This is a genomic window from Methylocystis sp. MJC1 (assembly GCF_026427715.1).
Taxonomy (GTDB): Bacteria; Pseudomonadota; Alphaproteobacteria; order Rhizobiales; family Beijerinckiaceae; genus Methylocystis.
Genome location: NZ_CP107558.1, coordinates 3,058,746 through 3,080,943, shown reverse-complemented (window position 1 = coordinate 3,080,943; position 22,198 = coordinate 3,058,746). Strand labels below are relative to the sequence as shown.

Here is a 22,198-nt window from a genome sequence, read left to right as displayed (position 1 = left end):
CGCGCCCTTATTGCTCTGGCGACGCCAGATGCGCCTTTAGCACTTCATTCGTCGTCGCGTCGACCTCTTCGAGCAGGACGTCATAGCCCCAGAGCAAAGTGAGATGGCGCAGGACCAGCGCGGCGTCGACGACGTCGAGCAGCTTTCCGGAAAAAACGCGGTGTTGCAGCACGAGCTTGCGGGAGCCCGCCAGATCGACGTCGACGACCTGAATGTCCGGCGCATGCCGGCCGACCTCATATTCGGCGGCGAGGCTGCGCCTCAGATCATGATAGCCGCGCTCATTATGAATCTTTTCCACTTTGAGCTTGGGCGCGTCTTCCTCATCGACAATATGGAAAAGCCGCCATTTGCGCATGAGATGCGGGCTGAGGAATTGCGCGATGAAACTGTCGTCGCGGTAATTGGCCCAGACCTCTTTGAGCACCGCCATCTCATCGTTACGTCCCGCGATCTCAGGGAACCACAGCCGATCCTCTTCGGTCGGCTCGCGAACGATGCGTGCAATATCGGACATCATGTCGAAGCCGAGCGCGTAAGGATTGACCCCGCCATAGGAGGGATCATGCGCCGTCGGTTGTCGAATGGCGTTGCTGTGGGAATGCAGGAATTCGAGGAAGCTGCCGTCGCTGATCTGTCCTTTCTCATGCAGCCGGCTCATAATGCGGTAATGGCAATAGGTCGCGCAGCCTTCATTCATAACCTTGGTTTGCTGCTGCGGATAGAAATATTGAGCAATGAGACGCACGATGCGCAGCACTTCGCGTTGCCAGGGTTGCAGCTTGGGGGCGGTCTTCTCGAGGAAGTAAAGGACGTTCTCCTGCGGGAGACGCAGGAGCGCGCGTTGGTGATCGATGTTTTTCTTCGTCTTCTCGCCGCTGCGCGGCACAGTGCGCCACAGATCGTCGTAGAGCCGCTCGTGCTCCTCCCGCCGATCGCGGTCGCGCCTTTCTTCGTCTGAAAGACTGATCGGCCGCTTGCGCGGGTAGCGATCGACGCCCTGAGGCGCAAGCGCATGAGCGGCGTCGAGAAGTCGCTCTACTTCCAACTCTCCGTAGCGCTCCTCGCAGGCGGCTATGTAGTTCTTGGCATAGGCGAGATAATCGAGGATGCCGGAGGCGTCCGTCCATTGGCGGAACTGGTAGTTGTTCTTGAAAAAGTGATTGTGGCCGAAGGCCGCGTGAGCGATCACCAGCGCCTGCATGGTGGCGCTGTTTTCTTCCATTACATAGCTGATGCAGGGGTTGGCGTTGATGACGATCTCATAGGCGAGCCCTTGCAGGCCTGCGCGATAAACCCCTTCATATTGAGCAAAGCGCTTGCCGAACGACCAATGCCGGTAGAGCAGCGGCATGCCGGTCGACGAATAGGCGTCGAGCATCTGCTCGGCGGTGATGACTTCGATCTGATTGGGGAAAGTGTCGAGGCCGAGCTCTTGCTTGCCGACGACTTCGACGGCGTCGTGAATGTGCTGGAGCGTCTCGAAGCTCCAGTCCTTGCCTGTGAAGAGAAGCGCATCGCTCATGTCGCGGGCTCCGCGCGCGCGCCTTCGCGGCGCTGAAACAGCTCGCGAAACACGGGGTAGATATGCTCGCGGCGTGAGACGCGTCGCATCTGGAAATTTCGCTCGCTCGCCGCAAGCGGCGCATAGGCGTTCCACAGCGAGCTGCCGCCCACATAGGAGAGGGGAGAGCCCTCATGTGAGTTCGCGACTTCGAGATAGGCGAAATATTGGCAGAGCGGTAAAATCTTGTCCTGCAGCAGCTCCCGCGTGCGCTGATTGTCGCTCATCATATTGTCGCCGTCGGACGCCTGGGCACCGTAAATGTTCCAATTCGCCGGATCGAAGCGATCGACGATAATGCGATCCATCTCGGCAAGCGCCGACGAGACGATCGTGCCGCCGGTTTCCGCCGATCGGAAGAAGGTCTCCTCGTCGACCTCCTGCGCTTCGTCGGTATGTCTGATGAAGACGATCTCGACGCGCTCATAGCGGCGCGTGAGAAACACATGCAGCAGCATGAAGAAGCGCTTGGCGAGATCCTTCATATGTTCCGTCATCGAGCCGGAGACGTCCATGAGGCAGAACATCACCGCCTGCGCCACGGGCTTGGGGAAGCGCTCAAAATGGCGGTAGCGCAGATCGACGGGGTCGAGAAAGGGAATCCGCATCCGTCGCGCCCGCGCGGCGCGCAGTCTTTCGTCGATGATCTCGAGCGAGTCGCTTTCCTTTGCGCCGGCAATCTCCTCTTCGAGCTGCTCGACTGCCGCGCGCGGGGGCCGGCCCATGGCGATGCGCCTTGCGAGCGACATTCGCATGGTGCGGCCAAGCGCGAGATTGGCCGGCGTGCCGCTCGTCGAATAGCCGGCGCGGCGCGAGCCGAGCTTCTGAGCGTCGACAAGACCGCGCTTGGCGAAATCGGGCAGCTCCAGATCGTCGAGAAAGATGCTGAGGAATTCCTCGCGCGTAAGAACGAATCTGAAGGCGTCTTCCTGGCCGTTGCCGCGCCCCGGCTCCGTCCCGCCGCCGCCGCTCTCGTCCGTCGGCCGGTCGATCAGATCGCCTTCGATGTAATCGCGATTCCCTGGCAGGATATAGTCCCGACGTTCGCCGCGCGTATGCCGAAACATGGGCTCGCGCGCGCCGTCTGCGGGCACGGTGACTTCCTGGGCGTTCTCCAGATCTTCGATGGCGCGCTCGCGGCTCGCTTCACGAACGGCGCGCTCCACCGTGTCTCGGACACGGCGGAGAAAACGCTGACGATTGGAGAAGCTTTTGCCCCCTGGATTGAGCCGGCGATCGACGATGCGCATCTCTTCCTTCACGATCCTTGCAAGCGCGTCGCCGGCGAAACCTTATCAGCCCGCCTGCTTCACGCGCATGTACCATTCGACCAGGCGCCGCACCTGCCGCTCCGTGTAGCCGCGAGCGACCATGCGGTTAACGAACTCCGTATGCTTGCTTTCTGTTTCGTTGTCTTTCTTCGTTCCGAAACTGATGACCGGTAAAAGGTCTTCCACCTGCGAGAACATTCTCTTTTCGATCACGTCCCGGATCTTTTCGTAGCTTGCCCAGGAAGGGTTGCGCCCCTTGTTCGAGGCGCGCCAACGCAGCGCGAATTTGACCACCTCGTTGCGGAAGTCCTTGGGATTGGCGATGCCGGCCGGCTTTTCGATTTTTGTTAGTTCCTGATTCAGCAGCTCGCGGTCGAGCATCTGTCCGGTGTCGGGATCCTTGAAATCCAGGTCCTCAATCCATGCGTCTGCATAATCGATGTAGCGGTCGAAAAGATTCTGGCCATAGTCCTGATAAGACTCAAGATAGGCTTTTTGAATTTCCTTGCCGATAAATTCCGCGTAGCGCGGGGCAAGTTCCCCTTTGATGAACTCAATATATCGCTTCTCCGTCTCCGCGGGAAGCTGTTCGCGCCGCAGCGCCTGCTCGAGCACATAGATGAGATGGACGGGGTCAGCCGCGACCTCGACAGTATCATGATTGAACGTCGCGGCGAGTACTTTGAAGGCGAAGCGCGTCGAAAGACCGGTCATGCCTTCGTCGACGCCGGCCGCCTCCCGATATTCGAGAATGCTGCGCGCGCGGGGGTCCACCTCGCGCAGGCTTTCGCCGTCGTAGACGCGCATCTTCGAGAAGAGGTTCGAGTTCTCGTGCGGGCTCAGGCGAGACAGGACGATGAAGCGCGCAAGCATTTCCAGCGTGTTGGGCGCGCAGGAGGCGTTCGCCAGTTCGGATTCGCGCAGCAGTTTTTCGTAGATGCGCTGCTCCTCCGTCACGCGGAGGCAATAGGGCACCTTGATCACATAGATGCGGTCGATGAACGCTTCATTGTTGCGGTTGGACTTGAAGCTTTGCCACTCGGCCTCGTTCGAATGGGCAAGAACGATCCCCGAGAAGGGAATGGCGCCGATATTCTCCGTCCCGATGTAATTGCCCTCCTGCGTTGCGGTGAGCAGGGGGTGCAGCATCTTGATGGGCGCCTTGAACATCTCGACAAATTCGAGAAGGCCCTGATTGGCGCGGTTCAGGCCGCCGGAATAATTATAGGCGTCCGGATCGGCCTGCGCATGCGCCTCGAGCTTGCGAATATCGACCTTGCCGACGAGGGAGGAGATATCCTGATTGTTTTCATCGCCGGGCTCTGTCTTTGCAATGGCGATCTGGCGCAGGCGCGAGGGCGAGATCTTGGCGACCGTAAAGCGGGAGATGTCGCCCTTGAATTCATCGAGCCGCTTCAGGCACCAGGGGCTCATGATCGTGCCGAGCCGGCGCCGCGGAATGCCGTAACGCTCTTCAAGGATAGGTCCCGCTTCCGCTGGATCGAATAGCGACAGCGGGCTTTCGAACACGGGGCTGAGCTCGGAGCCGGCCTTCAGCACATAGATGGGATTGGCTTCCATCAGCGCCTTGAGGCGTTCGGCGAGCGACGACTTGCCGCCGCCGACCGGTCCGAGCAGATAGAGGATCTGCTTGCGCTCCTCCAGTCCTTGCGCCGCATGGCGGAAGAAGCTCACGATGCGTTCGATCGTCTCTTCCATGCCGTAGAATTCGGCGAAGGCCGGATAGACGCGGATCGTGCGGTTCATGAAAATGCGGCCGAGCCGCGTGTCTTTCGACGTATCGAGAAGCTCGGGCTCGCCGATCGCGGCGAGGATACGCTCTGCAGCGCTGGCGTAGGTTTTTGGATTCTCTCGGCAAAGTTGCAGATATGACTCGAGCGACATCTCTGCCGCCTGCCGCTCTTTATAGAAGTGAACGAAATCTGCGAAGACGTCGGTGTTCGCCATAGGTGGGGCCCCTCCACATGAACGCGGGATCGTGCGCGTTCCAACAGAAGGTACCTGAGCAAGCCTGCGCTGATTTCAATATGAGACAGAGCGATAAGACATGTGGACGCCAGTCTCTTCGGCGCAGCGCCCGGCGCTGGGGCGGGATAACTCTCGTCGGACGAGGCGTTATGACTGCTTGGGCGGGGCCACCGCCGAGGGCGCGCGCCTCTTTGCTGAGCTTAAGCTGGCGGCAGCGGCAAGCTACCGATAGGCTGGGGGGCTTTTGATGCGGCCCGGCGATCAGGCCGGGCCGCGAGTTGGGCTCAGTAGTAGTGGCGACGGCGGTAGTAACGCGGCTGCGGGGCCGTAGCGGCGCCGACGAGCGCGCCGCCAGCGGCGCCGATGGCCGCGCCTGCGAGCGTCGGGCCCGCCATGCCGCCTGACGCGAGCGCGCCAATGCCCGCGCCGCCCAGGCCGCCGATCAGGCCGCCGCCGAGGGCGCGTTCGCCAGGCGTATAGCAGCCATAGAGCGGCAGGGCGCCCATGAGGACGGCGGCGACGATAAATGCCTTCTTGGCTGGGCGGCGAAGAGCGATGTTTTGCATTGGAAGACCTTTTTTGGATTGCGAATGATTCGCCTCGGGCGAGGCGGCGCCTTCAGCGTAGCCCATGAAAAACCGACGTTTGCGCCATTACGATGGCGGGGGGCGCAGACGGGCCCCTGCGCTCGTCTGGCTTTCGCCCAGCCTGCCTTCCGCCTCCTTGAGAGCCTGGAGGAGATAGGCGCCGCAGCAGCTCCTTGAGAGGCGCGGGGCGGCCTCGCGCATCTCTTGCGCGCCGATCCAGCCTTTCAGGAAGGATGAGGAAGCCTAATGGGCCTCGTCCCAGTTCTTGGCCGCACGAGCGTCGACCTGTAGCGGAACGGTAAGCGCGACGGCAGGGAGGGGCGCTTCCTCCATCACGCGACGGGCGAGTGCGATTGTCGCCTCAGCCTCGGCCTGCGGCGCCTCGAAGACGAGCTCGTCGTGCACCTGCAACAGCATCTGCGCCGACAAATCCGCTTCGACCAGCGCGGCGTCCATGCGCACCATGGCGCGGCGGATAATGTCGGCGGCGGCGCCCTGTATCGGCGCGTTGATCGCGGCGCGTTCGTAAAAGGCGCGGTCGGACGCATTGGCCGAAGCAATGCGGGGGAAATGCAGCGCGCGGCCGAAAATGGTCGTCACGCACATCTTCTCGCGCACGGTCTTTTTGGTGGCGTCCATATAGTCGCGGATGCCGGGGAAGCGTTCGAAATAGCGCTTGATATAGGCCCCCGCTTCCTCGCGCGGGATGGAGAGCTGATTGGCCAGGCCGAAGGCCGAAATGCCGTAGATGATGCCGAAATTGATCGCCTTGGCGCGGCGGCGCACTTCCGGCGGCATATCCTTCACCGGCACGCCGAACATTTCCGAGGCCGTCATGGCGTGGATGTCGACGCCGTCGGCGAAGGCCTTTTTCAGTTGGGGAATGTCGGCGATATGCGCGAGCAGCCTCAGCTCGATCTGCGAATAGTCGGCCGAAATCAGCACATGGCCCGGCGAGGCGACGAAGGCTTTGCGGATCTTGCGGCCGGCCTCGTTGCGCACGGGAATGTTTTGCAGATTGGGCTCGGACGACGAAAGCCGCCCCGTCGTCGTCGAGGCGAGCGAATAGCAAGTATGGACGCGGCCGGTTTCCTTGTTCACGAAGCCCGGCAGCGCGTCGGCGTAAGTGCTTTTGAGCTTGGAGAGCTGGCGCCAGTCGAGAATGCGGCGGCAGAATTCGTTGCCTTCCACTGCGAGATCTTCGAGCACGCTGGCGGAGGTCGACCAGGCGCCCGTCGCTGTCTTCTTGGCGCCGGGCAGGCCCATCTTGCCGAAGAGAATGTCCCCCAATTGCTTGGGAGAGCCGAGATTGAAGCTCTCGCCGGCGAGATCGAAAATATCCGCCTCCAGCCGCGCCATGTCCTGCGCAAATTCGCCCGAGAGGCGCGAGAGCATATGCCGGTCGATGGTGATGCCGCGCCGCTCCATATGCGCCAGCGTCGTGACCATGGGGCGCTCCAGCGTCTCATAGACGGCGGCCTTTCCTTCGGCGGCGAGACGCGGTTTCAGCGCGCGCCACAGGCGCAGCGAGACATCGGCGTCCTCGGCTGCATATTCCATCGCTTTATCGAGGGGAACGCGCGCGAAGCCGATGAAATTACGGCCTGAGCCCGCAACCTGTGCGAAAGTGATGTTCTCGTGTCCAAGATGTTTTTGCGCGAGCTCATCGAGCCCGTGATTGTTGCGGCCCGTATCCAGCGCGTAGGAGATCAGCATCGTGTCGTCCATCGGCGCGACGTCGATGCCGTAGCGCGAGAGCACGAGCAGATCATATTTCATATTCTGCGCGACTTTGAGCACGGCGTCGTCCTCAAAGAGCGGCTTGAGTTTTTCGATTGCGGTCTCAAGCGGAATCTGGCCGGCGACGAGGTCGGCGCCGCCAAAGAGATCGCCATTTCCGCCCTCGCGGTGCTGCAGCGGAATATAGCAGGCGCGACCCGGCCCGAGCGCGAGCGACACGCCCACGAGGTCGCAGCTCAACGGATCGAGCGAGGTGGTCTCCGTGTCGAGCGCGACGATCCCCGCCTCGAAGGCGTCTGTGACCCATTGTTCGAGCCGCTCGACGGACATCACCGTCTCATAGGTCGAGCGGTCGATCTTCTCGGCGAGCGCCGCCGCTTTGCGGGCGCCGACGAGCGTTGCAGGCGAAAAACCTTCCGTGCCTTTCTCAGCTGCGGGCGTGCGCGCCTCCTTCGGCTTTGGCGCCGCCGGCGCCGCGGCATGATCGACTTCGCCATTGCGGGCGCGCCAGCCCGCGGGGCCGACAAAATGCGGATCGGGTTCGACCTCGTGAATATCGACGCCATAGAGTTCGCCGACCCGACGCGTAATGGTCGTGAACTCCATCGCCTGCAGGAAGGCCACGAGCTTCTTTGGATCGGGTTGGTGCAGACCCAGATCGTCGAGCTTCGTTTCCACCGGCGCGTCGCGCACGAGCTCGACGAGCTTCTTGGACAGACGGATGAGATTGACCGCATCGGGGTCGGTCAGCGCCTCGCGGCGCTTGGGCTGCTTGATGCCCGGCGCATTTTCCAGCAGCGTGTCGAGATCGCCATATTCATTGATGAGCTGGGCGGCGGTTTTGATGCCGATGCCCTTGGCGCCGGGCACATTATCCGTCGAATCGCCGGCGAGCGCCTGCACGTCGACCACCTTGTCCGGCGTCACGCCAAAATAGTCGATGACCTCCGCCTCATTGATCAGCCGTTCTTCACGCGAGCCTTTGGCCCCCGCCGCCCCGGAGGCCGGGTCGTACATGGTCACGCCCGGCCCGATGAGCTGCATGAGGTCCTTGTCGGCGGAGACGATGAGCACATCCGCGCCCTTTTTGCGCGCCTGCGCGGCGTAGGTGGCGATGAGATCGTCGGCCTCGTAGACGTCCTGCTCGATCGGCGTGAGGCCGAAAGCGCGCACGGCTGCGCGCATCAGGGGAAACTGTGGGACGAGGTCTTCCGGCGGCTCGCTGCGATGCGCTTTGTATTCTGGATAGATTTCCTTGCGGAAGCTGTTCTCGCTCTTGTCGAAGATGATGGCGAGATGGGTGGGTGTCGCGCCCGCCGCTCCCTCGCGCACGAATTGCAGGAGCTTGGTGCAAAAGAGCCGCACCGCGCCGGTCGGCAGCCGGTCGGAGCGGTAGTTGTATTTCGCGTCCTGCCGGATCGACTGGAAATAGGCGCGAAAGACGAAGGAGGAGCCGTCGACGAGGAAGACGTGAGAGCCTGGGCCGACGGGCTTGTGCGTGAGAGTCATGGGGGCATTTTAGCGCCGACTTTCCCTGCCGTCTCCCGTCATTGCGAGGTGAGCGCCAAAGGCGGTCATTGCGGCTCTGGATTGCTTCGCTGCGCTCGCAATGACGGTTGTGGTGTCTGATGAAGGCGCCAATCTGCTCCCTCTCCCGCCATAGGGCGTCGAAAGACGCCCGTCTTTCGACGGGCTTTGGCGGGGGAGGGCCGGGGAGGGGGCCCTTACCCCAACCGCCCCATCGCCGCCGACAGCTTCTCGATGCGCGCCTGCGCCTCGTCGCGGCGCTCCTTGTGCTCCTCGATCACGTCTTCGTCCGCCTTGGCGAGGAAGCCCGGGTTGGCGAGCTTGGCGTCGACCTTCTTCACCTCGCCTTCGAGCTTGCCGATTTCCTTGGCGAGGCGCGCCTTCTCCGCGCCGAGGTCGATCACGCCTTCGAGCGGAATGGCGACGACGCCCCCGCGCACGATGATCTGCGCCGACGACTTCGGCGCGGCGTCGGCAAAGCCGATCTTCGACTGGCGCGCCAGCTTGCGGATCGTCTCCTCCCAACGCGTCGCGCGCGCCTGAAGGCCGGCGTCGGCGCCGATGAGCAGAAGCTCGGTTTCAACGTTCAGGTTCATCTCGGCGCGCAGCGAGCGGACTTCCGAGATCAGGTCCACCACCCAGCCGATTTCGCTCTCGGCCTCGGCGTCCTCCAGGCCTTCGAGCGACGGCCATTGCGCGAGAACGAGCAGGCTGTCGCGCGCGGGGCCTTCCGCGCCCTTGATCGCCCACAGCTCCTCGGTGATGAAGGGCATGAAGGGATGCAGCAGGGCGTAAATCTGGTCGAGCACGAAGGCGGTGGTCGCCCGCGTTTCATCTTTCTCGGCGCCGTCGGGGCCGGTGAGGAGCGGCTTCGTCAGCTCCACATACCAGTCGCAGAAGACGTTCCAGACAAAGCGATAGGCCGCGCCCGCCGCGTCGTTGAAGCGATAGGCGTCGATCGCGGCCGAGACATCGCGCACCGTGCGCGCCGCTTCCGTGACGATCCAGCGGTTGAGCGTCACCTTATTGGCGCGCGGGTCATAGCCCGAGACGCGCGCGCAGCCGTTCATCTCGGCGAAGCGCGAGGCGTTCCAGAGCTTGGTCGCGAAATTGCGGTAGCCTTCGACGCGCTGCGTCGAGAGCTTGATGTCGCGCCCCTGCGCCGCCATGGCGGCGAGCGTGAAGCGCAAGGCGTCGGCGCCATATTCGTCGATGAGCTGCAGCGGATCGATGACATTGCCCTTCGATTTCGACATCTTCGCGCCCTTCTCGTCGCGGACGAGGGCGTGGATATAGACGTCGTGGAAGGGAATCTCCTTTTTGAAGTGCAGGCCCATCATCATCATGCGGGCGACCCAGAAGAAGATGATGTCGAAGCCCGTGACCAGCACATTCGTCGGATAAAAGCGGGCGAGCTCCGGCGTCTCATCCGGCCAGCCGAGCGTCGAGAAGGGCCAGAGCGCGGAGGAGAACCAGGTGTCGAGCACGTCCTCGTCGCGCGTGAGGGCCACATTCTCGCCGGTGCGCGCGCGGGCGGCGGCATGGGCCGCTTCTTCGCTCTCCTCGACATAGACATTGCCGTCGGCGTCGTACCACGCGGGGATGCGATGGCCCCACCAGAGCTGGCGCGACACGCACCATGGCTGGATGTTTTCGAGCCAATCGAAATAGGTCTTTTCCCAATTCTTCGGTACGAAGCTCGTGCGGCCGTCGCGCACGGCGGCGAGCGCCGGCTGCGCCAGCGTTTTCGCGTCGACGTACCATTGGTCGGTGAGGCGCGGCTCCAGCACGGCGTTGGAGCGGTCGCCATGCGGAACCATATGCTTGTGGTCGTCGATGCCGTCGAGAAGGCCGCGCTCCTCTATCATCTCCACGACGCGCTTGCGCGCATCGAAACGGTCATGGCCGTCGAGCGCGGCGACGGTCGCCGCGAGTTCCTCGGAGGGTTCGACGCCTTCGTGGAATTCGGCGTTGGCGGCGAGCGTCATGCGCGCTTGCGCATCGAGCACATTGATGAGCCGCAGCCCATGCCGCTTGCCGACTTCGAAGTCGTTGAAGTCATGCGCAGGGGTGATCTTCACCGCGCCCGTGCCCTTTTCGGGGTCGGAATATTCGTCCGCAACAACCGGGATGAAGCGGCCGACGAGCGGCAGGCGCAACCTCTTGCCGACGAGCGCCTTGTAGCGTTCGTCCTCTGGATGCACGGCCACCGCCGTGTCGCCGAGCATGGTCTCAGGGCGCGTCGTCGCGACGACGATGTAATCGCCGGTCTCTTTGCCGGCGTCGTCCACGACCGGATATTTGAAGCGCCACAGGTGACCCTTCACTTCCTGCTGCAACACTTCGAGATCGGAGATCGCGGTGTGCAGCACCGGGTCCCAATTGACGAGGCGCTTGTCCTTATAAAGCAGCCCGTCGCGAAAGAGCTGCACGAAAACCTTCGCCACCGCGCGCGATAGGCCCTCATCGAGCGTGAAGCGCTCGCGCGACCAGTCGCAGGAGGCGCCAATGCGCTTCAACTGCTCGACGATCTTGCCGCCGGATTCCGCCTTCCACTCCCAGACGCGCTCGAGGAATTTCTCGCGGCCCATCTCGCGGCGGCCGGGCTCCTGGCGCTCCATGAGCTGGCGCTCGACCACCATTTGCGTGGCGATGCCGGCGTGATCCGTGCCCGGCTGCCACAGCACGTCGAGGCCCTTCATGCGGTGATAGCGCACGAGAATGTCCTGCAGCGTATTGTTGAGCGCATGGCCCATATGCAGGCTGCCGGTGACGTTGGGCGGCGGAATGACGATGGAATAGGGCTTGGCGGCGGCGCGCTCGGGCCGCCCGGCGCGGAAGACCTGCGCGTCTTCCCAGGTGGTGCGGATGCGGCTCTCGATGGAGCGGGGATCGAAGGTTTTTTCCATGGTCATCGGGTAAGCCGGGCGTTTGTTACAAAAATCCCTCCCCTTGTACGGGGAGGGTGGCCCCGCGAAGCGGGGTCGGGTGGGGTAGCGTCGAGCGCCTCCGTCATTGCGAGGAGCGAAGCTCCGAAGCAATCCAGCGGCGTCACGCGGGCTCTGGATTGCTTCGCTTCGCTCGCAATGACGATGCGGACAGCAAGGCCGGACCCCGCCCGGCTCGCTGCGCTCGCCACCCTCCCCGTAAAGGGGAGGGATGGAGCCCCGAGATCGCGGCGCGCGATCAGGCCAGCTGCTTGATCGCGCTCTTGCCGGCGTAGATCGCCGCCTCGCCCAGCTCCTCCTCGATGCGGATGAGCTGGTTGTATTTGGCGGTGCGGTCGGAGCGGGCGAGCGAGCCGGTTTTGATCTGGCCGCAGTTCAGCGCGACGGCGAGATCGGCGATCGTCGAATCCTCGGTCTCGCCCGAGCGATGCGACATCACGCTGGTGTAGCCGGCGCGATGCGCCATATCGACGGCCGCGATCGTCTCGGTGAGCGAGCCGATCTGATTGACCTTCACCAGGATCGAATTGGCCGTGCCGCTCTTGATGCCCTTCGAGAGGCGGGTGACGTTGGTCACGAAGAGATCGTCTCCGACGAGCTGTACCTTGCTTCCGATGGCGTCGGTAAGCTTCTTCCAGCCCTCCCAATCGTCCTCGGCCATGCCGTCCTCGATGGAGACGATGGGATAGCTTTCGGCGAGCTTCTTGAGATAGGCGACCTGCTCGTCGATCGTGCGGGTCACGCCCTCGCCTTCATAGACATATTTGCCGTCCTTGAAGAACTCGGTCGCCGCGCAGTCCGAGGCAAGATGCACGTCGACGCCGGGCTTGAAGCCCGCGTCCTCGATGGCCTTCATGATGAAATCGAGCGCCGCCTCGGCGGAGGGGAGGTTCGGCGCGAAGCCGCCTTCGTCGCCCACCGAGGTGCTGAGGCCGGCCTTCTTCAACGCAGCTTTAAGCGTGTGGAAAATCTCGGCGCCCCAGCGGATGCCTTCGCGCACGCTGTCCGCGCCCGTCGGCATGATCATGAATTCCTGGAAGTCGATGGGGTTGTCGGCGTGGACGCCGCCATTGACGATGTTCATCATCGGCGTCGGCAGAACGCGCGCCTGCGTGCCGCCGATATAGCGGTAGAGCGGCAAAGCGGTGGCCTCGGCGGCGGCCTTGGCGACGGCGAGCGAGACGCCGAGAATGGCGTTGGCGCCGAGGCGGCTCTTGTTCGGCGTGCCGTCGAGCTTGATCATCGCCTGGTCGATGGCGATCTGATCCTCGGCCTCGAGGCCAAGGAGCGCGCCGGCGATCTCGTCGTTCACATTATCGACCGCCTGCAGCACGCCCTTGCCGAGGTAGCGCGACTTGTCGCCGTCGCGCTTTTCTACGGCCTCATGGGCGCCGGTGGAGGCGCCCGAGGGCACGGCGGCGCGGCCGGAAGACCCATCTTCCAGCGTCACATCGACCTCAACGGTCGGATTCCCGCGCGAGTCGAGAATTTCACGGGCGTGGATGTCGATGATTTCGGTCATATATGGGCCTCTGTTCGATGCGCCGCAAAGCGAGCCGCCGCCTTTTAGCCCCATTAGTCGGCGCGGGGAAGCCTAGCTGGGCGGATTAGCATGGCAAGCGTGAGTATTGGGCGCGCCGGGGTGATTGGGTAAAGGACCCCGCCTCGACGAGCTGCCATTCCCCCACGCTCGCGCAAGCGGGGGATCGGGAACCGAGAGCGGCTGCAAATTACTCGGATTTTTGCCCCTGGGTTCTCGGTCAGGCCTGCGGCCCGCCGCGAATGACTGCCCCTGCCAAGCCAAAAGGCCACCCGCCCGCCTGATCATCAAGCCGGTTGACTGGCGTGGGGCGGCCATTACCGTGAGTTTTATCAAATAAAGGCGGGCGTTCAGAACGCCTGAAAAGCAAAGAATTGGTTGGGAGGAAATCGGAAATGGCTTTCGGCAAAAGACAAATCGCTCTCGCGGCGGTCGCGATGATATCTGGCGCGCAAGGCGCGGTTGCGCAGACGGCGGAGCATGTCGCCGCCATCAAGGCCATTTTCGACAAATCTCCCGTTCGCGCGGGGACATGCGCCCCCGTCTCGGAGGATTTCCAGGGCTGGCCGGCGGCGCTGGTGCAGCGCTGCGACTATGGCGGGAACGTCGCCTACATCCTCGATGTGACGCCTGAAAAAATGGCGAAATGGATCGAGACCGGATGCGCCGCTCATATGTCCGGCGTGGCGGCTTGTTTCGACCGCATGGCGAAATGCGCGGTCGAGAAGTCCAAGGCCACTTTCGTCATCGGCGGCAATCTTGCGGCCGAGCGCAAGGGCGCCGTGACCAATATGTTCTACCGCAATGGCGTCGTCATCGCCGCGGCCGCAAACGGCAAAAGCGACCCCGTGCCGCTCGCCGAGCAGGAAAAGCTCGCAAAGACGCCCGAGTCGGCCGTCGAGGCCATGCAGGGCGGGGGCGCGGTCGCCTTCTGGCACGCGATGCCGTTTCAATTCGCCATCAAGGCCATCGATCTTGGCGTGCCGGCCGAGATGAACACGCCCGACCGGCGCCAGAAATGGCTGGAAATCATCCGCGCCGAGATGCAGGCGGCGCTCAAGGGCGACGGAAATCGCTTTCTTTCCGGCTGGATGACTGCGCATCCCATCACGTTGCGCACAGGCGAGTGCGCCGATGACAGAGATCCTTGATTAGGTCTTGTATTAAAACCGCAATCAAGTCATTCTTCCGCACGAAAAGCGTAGCCATTAGTCTATTTTTTCGTGCGAGGGAAAATGAACGATATCCTCTGTTTTAAACAACGTCAGCTTTGCCTTATGCGCTTATGGCATAGCTCCAGTTATATCTTTATCGTAGCTGTTTCAATTATGTATTTTGGCGTCGGGTCAGTCGCATCAAGGGCGGAGGAACTCGGGGTCCTCCCATCGTTTTGGCGACAATCGCCCGTGAGCGGGCAATTTCTAGCCCCCAACCCTCAGCCGACGCTCCGAATCGGGGCCTATGTTGGCGCGCTCAGTGAACAATCCCTGATTGGCGTCACCGTTCTCCGGCCCTGGCAGCCGAAAATCCAGTCGGACTCACTTGTCGATGTCCACGCCATTTACACCGCATACCGCTTCGAGAGCATCCCTATCGACCTCGAAATAGAAGGAGGGATCGCGAAGCACTTCGGCTGGTCGCATCAAACCGAATTTAATCTTGAGCCTATGGTACGTTGGAAGTATTTTCCCTGGAATGACTATGTCTACACCAATTTTCGTCTTGGACTCTTCGGGGTCAGCTACGATACGTCGATACCCGAATGGGAAAAACGTCAGGTCGGTCAGAATGGCAGGACGAGTCGCTTTTTGAGCTTCCTTGTTCCCGAGTTTACTTTTTCGCCGAGCAAGGATTCGCCTTTCGAGGTCTTCATTCGCGTGCATCATCGCTCGGGGATCTACGGAGTCATCATAAAAGACCAGTCTTCGAACTATATTTCAGGGGGAATTAGGTTTAGCGTCTTTTGACGGCCTTCCCCTGTGCAAGGATAGAGATCGCTTGACGGGGCCGGCCCCGCGTTATCTTTAACCCCCATGACCAAGACCCATGAAGGTGCGCTCCTCCTCGGTGAGAAAGCGCCGCTGCCCGCTTCGCCCGATGAGGCCGAGCTCGACCTCGTGCCCAATCCGCACAAGGACGCGGCCTATCTCGTGCGCTTCACCGCGCCGGAGTTCACCTCCCTCTGCCCGGTGACTGGCCAGCCCGACTTCGCCCATGTCGTGATCGATTATGTTCCGGGCGACTGGCTGGTCGAATCGAAGTCGCTTAAGCTCTATCTTGGGAGCTTCCGTAATCACGGCGCGTTTCACGAGGATTGCACGCTGCGCATCGCGCGCGATCTCGTCGGGGCGATGACGCCAAAATGGCTGCGCATCGGCGGCTATTGGTATCCGCGTGGCGGCATTCCGATCGACGTCTTCTGGCAGACCGGCGCGCCCCCGGAGGGGCTGTGGCTGCCGGATCAGGGCGTGCCGCCCTATCGCGGGCGCGGCTAGAGCGCATTCGCAAAAGTTAATAGACTTTTGCGGAAAGAATGGGCTCTAGCTTTTTGTGTCTGCGCGCTTTCTCATCGCTCGCATGATTCCATGCGAACGGAAAGCGCGCTAGCCGACCGGCTCCCAAATTTGCCGCTTTTGGAGAGCGCTTGAACGCGTTCCACCGCCCGGAGGCGCAAGATGCAAAAGATCAAATACCGGATGAGCGGCGAGGATTTACGCCCGCGGCGCACCAAGCTCGAAATTCCGGGCTGGGCGGGCGAGCCGGAGCGGCGGACCGACGGATCGCATGAATACGCCTGGCACTGCGTGCCTTTCACCGAGGCCGCGAAATATGGGGTGGAGGTCTTCTACCCCTATGACAATGAGCTTCACGTCTCGACCAGAGGCGGCAAGCTTTTAATGGAGGGCGATTTCGGCCCGCCGCCGACGCCCGGCCGCAACTGGCCGCCTTTCAGGAACTTCGGTGAGTCCTTTTACACCTATCAGATCCTGCTCGATCTCAAGGCCGAGCCGGGTTATGCGATGAAGGTCGAGACGCATCCAAGCTTCTATACGGACACCACGGGAACGGCGCCGATCGCCGTGCCGGCGCTGATCCGCGAATGGTGGCCGATGCTCTATTTCATCGTCTTCAAGTCGCCGCCAGAGGGGCAGACGCACATCTTCCGGCCGAATGCGCCCATGGCGCAATTCACCATGGTCCCGGCCGAATGCGACATCGAGCTGGTTGCGATGAGCGAGGAAGAGGCGGCGGAGCGGGAGCTACAGTCGCGGCGCATCTATGCAAGCCGCCAGACGCTCGGCGCCGATTCGCAATGGCTCTCGACGACCGACACGGTGTTCGACGGGACCTATCGCCGCATGCATGGGGCGGCGCGGAAATTGTCGGAAGGCTGAAGCCTTTTCATTGTCATTCCCGACGCTCGCGAAGCGAGCGATCGGGAATCCGGCGCAAAACCAACGCTCTTGTAGCTCTGGATTCCCGGCCAGGCTGTCAGCCCGCCGGAAATGGCAAAGCCCCAAAGCGAGTTCTTCAGTAGCCGCCCCAGTAACTATTGTGATGATGGTGGTGGTGATGGTGATGGTGGTAATAGGGCCCCCAACCGCCGTAGCCGCCCCAATAGTTGTTATGATGATGGTGATGATGGTGATGGTGATAATAGCGCCGGCGCGGCGGATAATAATAATTGTAGTTCGGGTAGTAATATTGAGCCTGCTCAACCCTGGCCTCGGACTGGGGCGCCGCGGCGGCGGCTTCCTTCAGGAGTTCGGCCGCATTGGGAATCGGCTGGAGGAGTTCGGCGTATGAGGTCGGCGTCATGACTTCCGCCAGCGTCTTGACCGCCGGGGCGGCCGTCGCCGCCAGGGGGGTCAGAGCCGATATGGCGCCGACGAGGCCGGCTGTCTTTTTGTCCATCGTGCGTTTCCTTTCGGGCGGGGACGCTTGGGAAATGTCGTTCTCCAAAGCGCTTTCAAGAACCGGCGAAGATTGTCGCCGATATCTCATGAACTTGCCGTGAACGATTTGGCCAGGCGGTCGAAGCCCATGAGCGTTTCGACCAAGGGCCCAAGGTCGCGCAGCGGAAGCTGCGTGGCGCTGTCGGAGAGGGCGGCGTCGGGATTTGGATGGGTTTCCACGAACAGCCCTGCGACGCCCACGGCGACCGCCGCCCGCGCCAGCGCGGCCACGAAGCGCCTGTCTCCCCCCGAGGAGCCGCCGCGCCCGCCAGGCTGCTGGACGCTATGCGTCGCGTCGAAAATCACCTGCGCGCCGGTCTCCTGCATGATCGGAAGGGCGCGCATGTCGGCGACGAGCGCGTTATAGCCGAAGCTCGTTCCGCGCTCGGTGAGGAGAACGCCGGCGGCGCCCGCCGCGCGGGCCTTTTCCGCGGGATATTCCATATCCCAGGGCGCGAGAAACTGGCCCTTCTTGATATTCACCGGTCGCCCGGTCCGCGCCGCCGCGACGATGAGATCGGTCTGCCGGCACAGGAAGGCCGGAATCTGCAGGAGATCGACGACCTCGGCGACGCGGGCGCATTGCCAGCTTTCATGCACGTCGGTGGTGACGGGAAGGCCGGTCTTTTCCTTCACCTCTGCGAGGATCGGCAGAGAGGCCTCGAGACCCAGGCCGCGCGGGGCGTCTGAGCTGGTGCGATTGGCCTTGTCGAAGGAGGCCTTGAAGACCACGCCGATCCCGAGCCGGTCCGACAGAAGCGCCAATTCCGCCGCGACCTCGAGCGCCATTTCCCGGCTCTCCAGCGCGCAGGGCCCGGCGATCAGCGCCAAGGGCCGGTCGTTGCCGAACGAGACTTGGCGCGCGCCCTCTCCCACAGCAACGATGCTCATGGCTCTTTTCCCGGTATGCCGACCAGCCGCGCGACCTCGGCGCGCAGAGCCGGCAGGACCTCCGCCTCGAACCATGGATTTTTCTTGAGCCAGCCGGTGTTGCGCCAGGAGGGGTGGGGCAGGGGGAAGATCAGCGGCTTTCCGCCCTGAAACGCGCGCCAACCGGCGACGGTCTGAGAGACGCCGGCCGATTTCGGCAGCACATGGCCGAGCCGGGCGAAGTGGTAGGTCTGCGCATAGCGGCCGATGGCGAGCACCGTTTCGATCTGCGGCATCACCTCGAAAAGCGCGTCGTGCCACAGCTTGCGGCATTCGGGGCGCGGCGGCAGATCGCCGCCGGCGGCGTCATTGCCGGGAAAGCAGAACCCCATGGGGACGATGGCGATGCGCGAGACGTCGTAGAAAGCGTCGCGGTCGACGCCCATCCAATCGCGCAGCCGCTCGCCGGACGGGTCGTTGAAAGGAATGCCGGTCTGATTGACCAGATTGCCGGGCGCCTGGCTTGCGACGAGCAGGCGCGCGGTGGGCGAAACCCGCAGGACCGGTCGGGGCGCATGGGGCAGGGGGGCCGGCGCCTCGGCGCAATGGCGGCAGGCGCGAATCCGCTCGGCAAGCGCCTCCAGCCGCTGTCGCTTGCCTGAGGCCATCAGGCCGCTGCGCTCGGACGCGCCGAGACGTCTTGCCGCCAGCGGGCGAGGTGGAGCAGGTCGTCCGGGACCTCGATTCCCGCAAGCTTCGTAAGCCCCATCGCGACGAAGGCGGTGATGTCGGCGACGGTAAACGCGTCTCCTGCGACATAGGGGCGCCCCGACAGCTCGCCGTCGAGGAAGCGCATGACCTCGATCGCACGCGGCCGCAGTGACGCGGCGTAGTCCGGGAGCTGGGGCTGCTGCATCGCCGCGAGCTTCGGGTGGGTATGGCGGAAAACCATGGCCACCGGCAGGAAGAGGGAAAACTCCATGCGCCTTTGCCACATCTCCACGAAAGCCTGCTCGCGCCCGTCGCGCCCGAGGAGCGGCGGCTCAGGATGGAGCCACTCGATGTAGCGGCAGATGGCGACGGATTCAGTAAGGACTTCCCCGTCGTCGAGGGCGAGGGCCGGGACGGCGCCCATCGGGTTGATGCGCCTGAAATCCTCGCCTTTTTGTTCGAGCGCGAGCAGATCGACGCTGCGCATGGGTATGGAAATCCCCTTCTCCGCGAGGAAAATCCGAACCCTCTTGGAGTTGGGGGCGAGCGCCGTATCGTAAAGAAGCATCGCGGACCTCTTTGTTTACCTGCAATTCAGAATTTCGTCGAAAGCGTGGCGGCTTGTGAGGAGGCTGTTAACATTTACTGGGGATTATCACATTCGTCGGCTTCCGACGCAGTAACTTCGTGCGTGTGTAAAATGAGTGAAGTCACCGCGGAAATGATCGAGCGCGGCCGCGGGCTCGATCCACAAACTGCGACGCAAAAGCGTCGGCTCGGCGCCCGCGTGCGCCAGGCGAGAGAACGTCTCACGACCTCCGACACCGGATATCGCGGGGCCGATCTCGAGCTGCTGCGGGCCTATGCCGAAACGCGCGTCAGTTCCGCCGTGTCGGCGGTGGCGCTCATTCTGATGATGTCCTTTCTGGCCCTTTATTGGGTCCCGAGCCAACGGATCATCATCTGGCTCGTTCTCGCCTTTTCGAGCCTCATCCTCTGCTACGGCACGGCCAAGAGCTTGCTCGGCCGGGAGGATTCCAAGATCACGGTCAAGGAGTGGCGCACCAAATTCGTCGTCACGGAGCTAGTTCATGGCTTCGTCTGGGCCGGCGTCGCGGCGACCCTCCTGAGCGTAGGCGACCCCAACGCCCGCACGCTCGTCATCTGCATGATGCTGCTCTCCTCCGCCTTCAACACAATGGTGACGGCGACGATTCCGGCGGCCGTTTACGCGGCGATTCTGCCGGCCTCGTTGGCGAGCGTCGTCTATATCGCCATTGCCGCGCGCGGCGCCCAGACCATCGCTCCTCTTGTCGCAATGGTGGCTGCGAGCCAGGTCTTTTTCTATGTTCTGGCCAAACGCTTTCACCAGCTCGCCTCCGAAAGCTTGTTCTTCCGCGCCGAAAAGAACGAGCTCATCGCCGAGCTGGAACAGGCCAAGGCAAATTCCGACGAAGCGCGCCGCCGGGCGGAAGAGGCCAATCTAGCGAAATCGCGTTTCCTGGCGACCATGAGCCATGAGCTGCGCACGCCGCTCAACGCGATCCTGGGCTTTTCCGAGGTGCTCAAAAACGAGCTTTTCGGCCCGCATTCCAATCCTGCCTATAAGGAATATTCCAGCGATATTCATTCGAGCGGCCAGCATCTTCTGATGCTGATCAATGAAATTCTGGATCTCTCGCGCGTGGAGGCGGGTCGCTACGAGTTGAAGGAGGAGAGCGTCTCGCTGGTAAACCTCGCGCAGGAGTGCCGCTATTTGTTGACGATCCGCGCCCAGAAGCGCGACATCAAATTGATCGAGGCGCTGGAGCCGAGCCTGCCGCGGATCTGGGCGGATGAACGCGCGGTGCGCCAGGTTGTTCTCAACCTTCTCACCAACGCCATCAAATTCACGCCGCAGGGCGGGCAGGTGACGCTGAAGGTGGGCTGGACCAGCGCCGGCGGGCAATATGTCGCCATCAAAGACACCGGACCCGGCATCCCGGAGGCGGAAATCGCCGTCGTCATGTCGTCCTTCGGGCGCGGCACCCTCGCGCAAAAGAACGCCGACGAGGGCACCGGACTCGGCCTGCCGATCGTCAAGGGGCTCGTCGAGCTGCATGGCGGCCAATTCATGCTAAAGTCCAAAGCGCGCGAGGGCACGGAGGCGATCGTGATCTTTCCGCCGCAGCGCGTGATGAACGCTCTGCCGAAATTCGAGACTCCGGCGGCCCAGAGCGCCGAGCGCCGTTCAGCGGCGTGACGGCCTAATCAGCATCAGCGGCTTTTGCTCTGGATTTTCGATCGGGCCTTCGGCCCGTCGGGAATGACCATCATGGCCAAGAGCGCTCCATCGGCAATTCCATGGGCGTGGAAAGCGCGCTAGTTTCGTCGCATGACCACCCATGACGCAAATCCCGCCGCCGACACCGCCGCGCTGGTGCTTTTTTCTGGCGGACAGGATTCGACCACCTGCCTCGCCTGGGCGCTGGCGCATTTCGCCCGCGTCGAGACTGTGGGCTTCGATTACGGCCAACGCCATCGCATCGAGCTTGCGCAGCGCGCGGTCTTGCGTGAGGGCCTCGCCGCGCTCTCGCCGCTATGGCGCTCGCGGCTCGGCGAGGATCATACGATTTCGCTCGAGGCGCTCGGGGCCGTCTCCGAAACGGCGCTGACGCGAGAAGCGGAAATCTCGCTCGGGGAAGGCGGCCTGCCGAATACCTTCGTTCCCGGCCGCAATATTATCTTTCTGACTTTCGCGGCCGCGCTCGCCTACCGGCGCTCCGTCGCCGACCTTGTCGGCGGCATGTGCGAGACCGATTACTCCGGCTATCCGGACTGCCGCTACGATACGATTCGCGCCGTGAACCGGGCACTGAGCCTCGGCATGGCCACCGATGTCGAAATCCATACGCCTTTGATGTGGATCGACAAGGCGGCGACCTGGCGCATGGCGCACGACCTCGGCGGCGAGGGGCTCGTCGAGCTCATCGTGGAGGAATCGCACACCTGCTATCTGGGCGAACGCGGCAAGCGCTTCGAGTGGGGCTATGGCTGCGGAGAGTGTCCCTCCTGCAAGCTGCGCGCGGCGGGCTGGGAGAAATTTGCTGCGACGCTGTGAGGGAACCGCTCGGGTTCCAAATGCATCGCTGCGGCGTGAGCCCCACCCGGCGCCCTTTGGCCGCCGACCTCCCCGTAAAGGAGAGGTATTGGGCTAACGACGCCAGATCGTAATTCTCCCGATCGCACGACCAATTTGGCAGTTTCGACTTGATCGACGGCGTAAAATTTGGCATATCCGGCCGTAACGAGGCGCTGGGCGTTATCCCGGCCAGTGTTGTATTGCCGAGGATAGACCGATGAAAGTCCGCAACTCTCTGAAATCCCTGCGTTCGCGTCATCGCGCCAACCAGATCGTGCGCCGCAAGGGCCGCGTTTACGTTATCAACAAGGTGCAGAAGCGCTACAAGGCCCGCCAGGGCTGAGCGTCCGGGGCTTTCCCCGCAAATAACGCCT

Annotated in this window: 18 protein-coding genes; 7 read left to right on the top strand and 11 right to left on the bottom strand. The window is 62.6% G+C overall.

The features are described 5' to 3' along the window. Window positions 1–7: 7 nt before the first annotated feature. The 7 genes from OGR47_RS14865 to eno form a co-directional block, all read right to left on the bottom strand. Entirely contained in the window at window positions 8–1,525 is a 1,518-nt protein-coding gene (locus OGR47_RS14865) for a SpoVR family protein (RefSeq protein ID WP_165053180.1), read from the bottom strand. After that, complete coding sequence (locus tag OGR47_RS14860) at window positions 1,522–2,814, bottom strand: YeaH/YhbH family protein (RefSeq protein ID WP_165053305.1); 1,293 nt, start codon at window positions 2,812–2,814, stop codon at window positions 1,522–1,524. The genes OGR47_RS14865 and OGR47_RS14860 overlap by 4 nt, the downstream gene beginning before the upstream one ends. Before the next feature lie 45 nt (window positions 2,815–2,859). Continuing rightward, window positions 2,860–4,803 (bottom strand): PrkA family serine protein kinase, encoded by a 1,944-nt coding sequence (locus OGR47_RS14855; RefSeq protein ID WP_165053178.1) that lies wholly within the window; start codon window positions 4,801–4,803, stop codon window positions 2,860–2,862. Window positions 4,804–5,108: 305 nt separating this feature from the next. Continuing rightward, on the bottom strand, window positions 5,109–5,390 hold the full coding sequence (locus tag OGR47_RS14850) for a hypothetical protein (protein WP_165053175.1): 282 nt from the start codon (window positions 5,388–5,390) through the stop codon (window positions 5,109–5,111). A 264-nt stretch (window positions 5,391–5,654) separates the two neighbouring features. Next, on the bottom strand, window positions 5,655–8,660 hold the full coding sequence (gene polA, locus OGR47_RS14845; protein ID WP_165053172.1) for a DNA polymerase I: 3,006 nt from the start codon (window positions 8,658–8,660) through the stop codon (window positions 5,655–5,657). A 215-nt stretch (window positions 8,661–8,875) separates the two neighbouring features. Beyond that, window positions 8,876–11,587 (bottom strand): valine--tRNA ligase, encoded by a 2,712-nt coding sequence (locus OGR47_RS14840; RefSeq protein WP_165053302.1) that lies wholly within the window; start codon window positions 11,585–11,587, stop codon window positions 8,876–8,878. A gap of 277 nt (window positions 11,588–11,864) precedes the next feature. After that, window positions 11,865–13,148 (bottom strand): phosphopyruvate hydratase, encoded by a 1,284-nt coding sequence (eno, locus tag OGR47_RS14835; RefSeq protein ID WP_165053168.1) that lies wholly within the window; start codon window positions 13,146–13,148, stop codon window positions 11,865–11,867. A gap of 413 nt (window positions 13,149–13,561) precedes the next feature. Between eno and OGR47_RS14830 the strand changes: the two genes are divergently transcribed. The 4 genes from OGR47_RS14830 to OGR47_RS14815 all read left to right on the top strand — a co-directional run bounded on the left by OGR47_RS14830 (window position 13,562) and on the right by OGR47_RS14815 (window position 16,561). Beyond that, window positions 13,562–14,317: a hypothetical protein gene (locus OGR47_RS14830; RefSeq protein WP_165053165.1), complete on the top strand. Its 756-nt coding sequence runs from the start codon at window positions 13,562–13,564 to the stop codon at window positions 14,315–14,317. Window positions 14,318–14,401: 84 nt separating this feature from the next. Further along, window positions 14,402–15,133 (top strand): hypothetical protein, encoded by a 732-nt coding sequence (locus OGR47_RS14825; RefSeq protein WP_165053162.1) that lies wholly within the window; start codon window positions 14,402–14,404, stop codon window positions 15,131–15,133. A 66-nt stretch (window positions 15,134–15,199) separates the two neighbouring features. Then, window positions 15,200–15,661 (top strand): preQ(1) synthase, encoded by a 462-nt coding sequence (gene queF, locus OGR47_RS14820; protein WP_165053159.1) that lies wholly within the window; start codon window positions 15,200–15,202, stop codon window positions 15,659–15,661. 180 nt (window positions 15,662–15,841) lie between these two features. Continuing rightward, window positions 15,842–16,561, top strand: coding sequence for a hypothetical protein (locus OGR47_RS14815; RefSeq protein WP_165053156.1), 720 nt, complete (start codon window positions 15,842–15,844; stop codon window positions 16,559–16,561). Window positions 16,562–16,697: 136 nt separating this feature from the next. Here OGR47_RS14815 and OGR47_RS14810 read toward each other — a convergent pair whose 3' ends face one another. From OGR47_RS14810 to OGR47_RS14795, 4 genes are all read right to left on the bottom strand, one after another. Further along, window positions 16,698–17,081, bottom strand: a complete 384-nt coding sequence (locus tag OGR47_RS14810) for a hypothetical protein (RefSeq protein WP_165053153.1) — start codon at window positions 17,079–17,081, stop codon at window positions 16,698–16,700. 86 nt (window positions 17,082–17,167) lie between these two features. Beyond that, the gene (gene kdsA, locus OGR47_RS14805) at window positions 17,168–18,013 is read right to left on the bottom strand and encodes a 3-deoxy-8-phosphooctulonate synthase (RefSeq protein ID WP_165053150.1); all 846 of its coding nucleotides are present in this window, start codon (window positions 18,011–18,013) and stop codon (window positions 17,168–17,170) included. After that, the gene (locus OGR47_RS14800; protein WP_165053147.1) at window positions 18,010–18,660 is read right to left on the bottom strand and encodes a uracil-DNA glycosylase family protein; all 651 of its coding nucleotides are present in this window, start codon (window positions 18,658–18,660) and stop codon (window positions 18,010–18,012) included. Before OGR47_RS14800 ends, kdsA begins: the two co-directional genes overlap by 4 nt. Then, the gene (locus tag OGR47_RS14795; protein ID WP_165053144.1) at window positions 18,660–19,271 is read right to left on the bottom strand and encodes a glutathione S-transferase family protein; all 612 of its coding nucleotides are present in this window, start codon (window positions 19,269–19,271) and stop codon (window positions 18,660–18,662) included. The genes OGR47_RS14800 and OGR47_RS14795 overlap by 1 nt, the downstream gene beginning before the upstream one ends. Before the next feature lie 132 nt (window positions 19,272–19,403). Here OGR47_RS14795 and OGR47_RS14790 point away from each other — a divergent pair, with 132 nt between their 5' ends. The 3 genes from OGR47_RS14790 (at window position 19,404) to ykgO (ending at window position 22,167) form a co-directional block, all read left to right on the top strand. After that, complete coding sequence (locus OGR47_RS14790) at window positions 19,404–20,945, top strand: sensor histidine kinase (RefSeq protein WP_165053141.1); 1,542 nt, start codon at window positions 19,404–19,406, stop codon at window positions 20,943–20,945. A 132-nt stretch (window positions 20,946–21,077) separates the two neighbouring features. Beyond that, entirely contained in the window at window positions 21,078–21,803 is a 726-nt protein-coding gene (queC, locus tag OGR47_RS14785; protein WP_165053137.1) for a 7-cyano-7-deazaguanine synthase QueC, read from the top strand. Window positions 21,804–22,041: 238 nt separating this feature from the next. Further along, window positions 22,042–22,167 (top strand): type B 50S ribosomal protein L36, encoded by a 126-nt coding sequence (gene ykgO, locus OGR47_RS14780; RefSeq protein ID WP_036283477.1) that lies wholly within the window; start codon window positions 22,042–22,044, stop codon window positions 22,165–22,167. Window positions 22,168–22,198: the final 31 nt, after the last annotated feature.

What these genes read in the sequence shown, in the direction of transcription:
- OGR47_RS14865 (WP_165053180.1), bottom strand. Translation starts at nt 1,525, where the DNA reads ATGAGCGATGCGCTTCTCTTCACAGGCAAGGACTGGAGCTTCGAGACG.
- OGR47_RS14860 (WP_165053305.1), bottom strand. Translation starts at nt 2,814, where the DNA reads ATGCGCATCGTCGATCGCCGGCTCAATCCAGGGGGCAAAAGCTTCTCC.
- OGR47_RS14855 (WP_165053178.1), bottom strand. Translation starts at nt 4,803, where the DNA reads ATGGCGAACACCGACGTCTTCGCAGATTTCGTTCACTTCTATAAAGAG.
- OGR47_RS14850 (WP_165053175.1), bottom strand. Translation starts at nt 5,390, where the DNA reads ATGCAAAACATCGCTCTTCGCCGCCCAGCCAAGAAGGCATTTATCGTC.
- polA (WP_165053172.1), bottom strand. Translation starts at nt 8,660, where the DNA reads ATGACTCTCACGCACAAGCCCGTCGGCCCAGGCTCTCACGTCTTCCTC.
- OGR47_RS14840 (WP_165053302.1), bottom strand. Translation starts at nt 11,587, where the DNA reads ATGGAAAAAACCTTCGATCCCCGCTCCATCGAGAGCCGCATCCGCACC.
- eno (WP_165053168.1), bottom strand. Translation starts at nt 13,148, where the DNA reads ATGACCGAAATCATCGACATCCACGCCCGTGAAATTCTCGACTCGCGC.
- OGR47_RS14830 (WP_165053165.1), top strand. Translation starts at nt 13,562, where the DNA reads ATGGCTTTCGGCAAAAGACAAATCGCTCTCGCGGCGGTCGCGATGATA.
- OGR47_RS14825 (WP_165053162.1), top strand. Translation starts at nt 14,402, where the DNA reads ATGAACGATATCCTCTGTTTTAAACAACGTCAGCTTTGCCTTATGCGC.
- queF (WP_165053159.1), top strand. Translation starts at nt 15,200, where the DNA reads ATGACCAAGACCCATGAAGGTGCGCTCCTCCTCGGTGAGAAAGCGCCG.
- OGR47_RS14815 (WP_165053156.1), top strand. Translation starts at nt 15,842, where the DNA reads ATGCAAAAGATCAAATACCGGATGAGCGGCGAGGATTTACGCCCGCGG.
- OGR47_RS14810 (WP_165053153.1), bottom strand. Translation starts at nt 17,081, where the DNA reads ATGGACAAAAAGACAGCCGGCCTCGTCGGCGCCATATCGGCTCTGACC.
- kdsA (WP_165053150.1), bottom strand. Translation starts at nt 18,013, where the DNA reads ATGAGCATCGTTGCTGTGGGAGAGGGCGCGCGCCAAGTCTCGTTCGGC.
- OGR47_RS14800 (WP_165053147.1), bottom strand. Translation starts at nt 18,660, where the DNA reads ATGGCCTCAGGCAAGCGACAGCGGCTGGAGGCGCTTGCCGAGCGGATT.
- OGR47_RS14795 (WP_165053144.1), bottom strand. Translation starts at nt 19,271, where the DNA reads ATGCTTCTTTACGATACGGCGCTCGCCCCCAACTCCAAGAGGGTTCGG.
- OGR47_RS14790 (WP_165053141.1), top strand. Translation starts at nt 19,404, where the DNA reads ATGAGTGAAGTCACCGCGGAAATGATCGAGCGCGGCCGCGGGCTCGAT.
- queC (WP_165053137.1), top strand. Translation starts at nt 21,078, where the DNA reads ATGACCACCCATGACGCAAATCCCGCCGCCGACACCGCCGCGCTGGTG.
- ykgO (WP_036283477.1), top strand. Translation starts at nt 22,042, where the DNA reads ATGAAAGTCCGCAACTCTCTGAAATCCCTGCGTTCGCGTCATCGCGCC.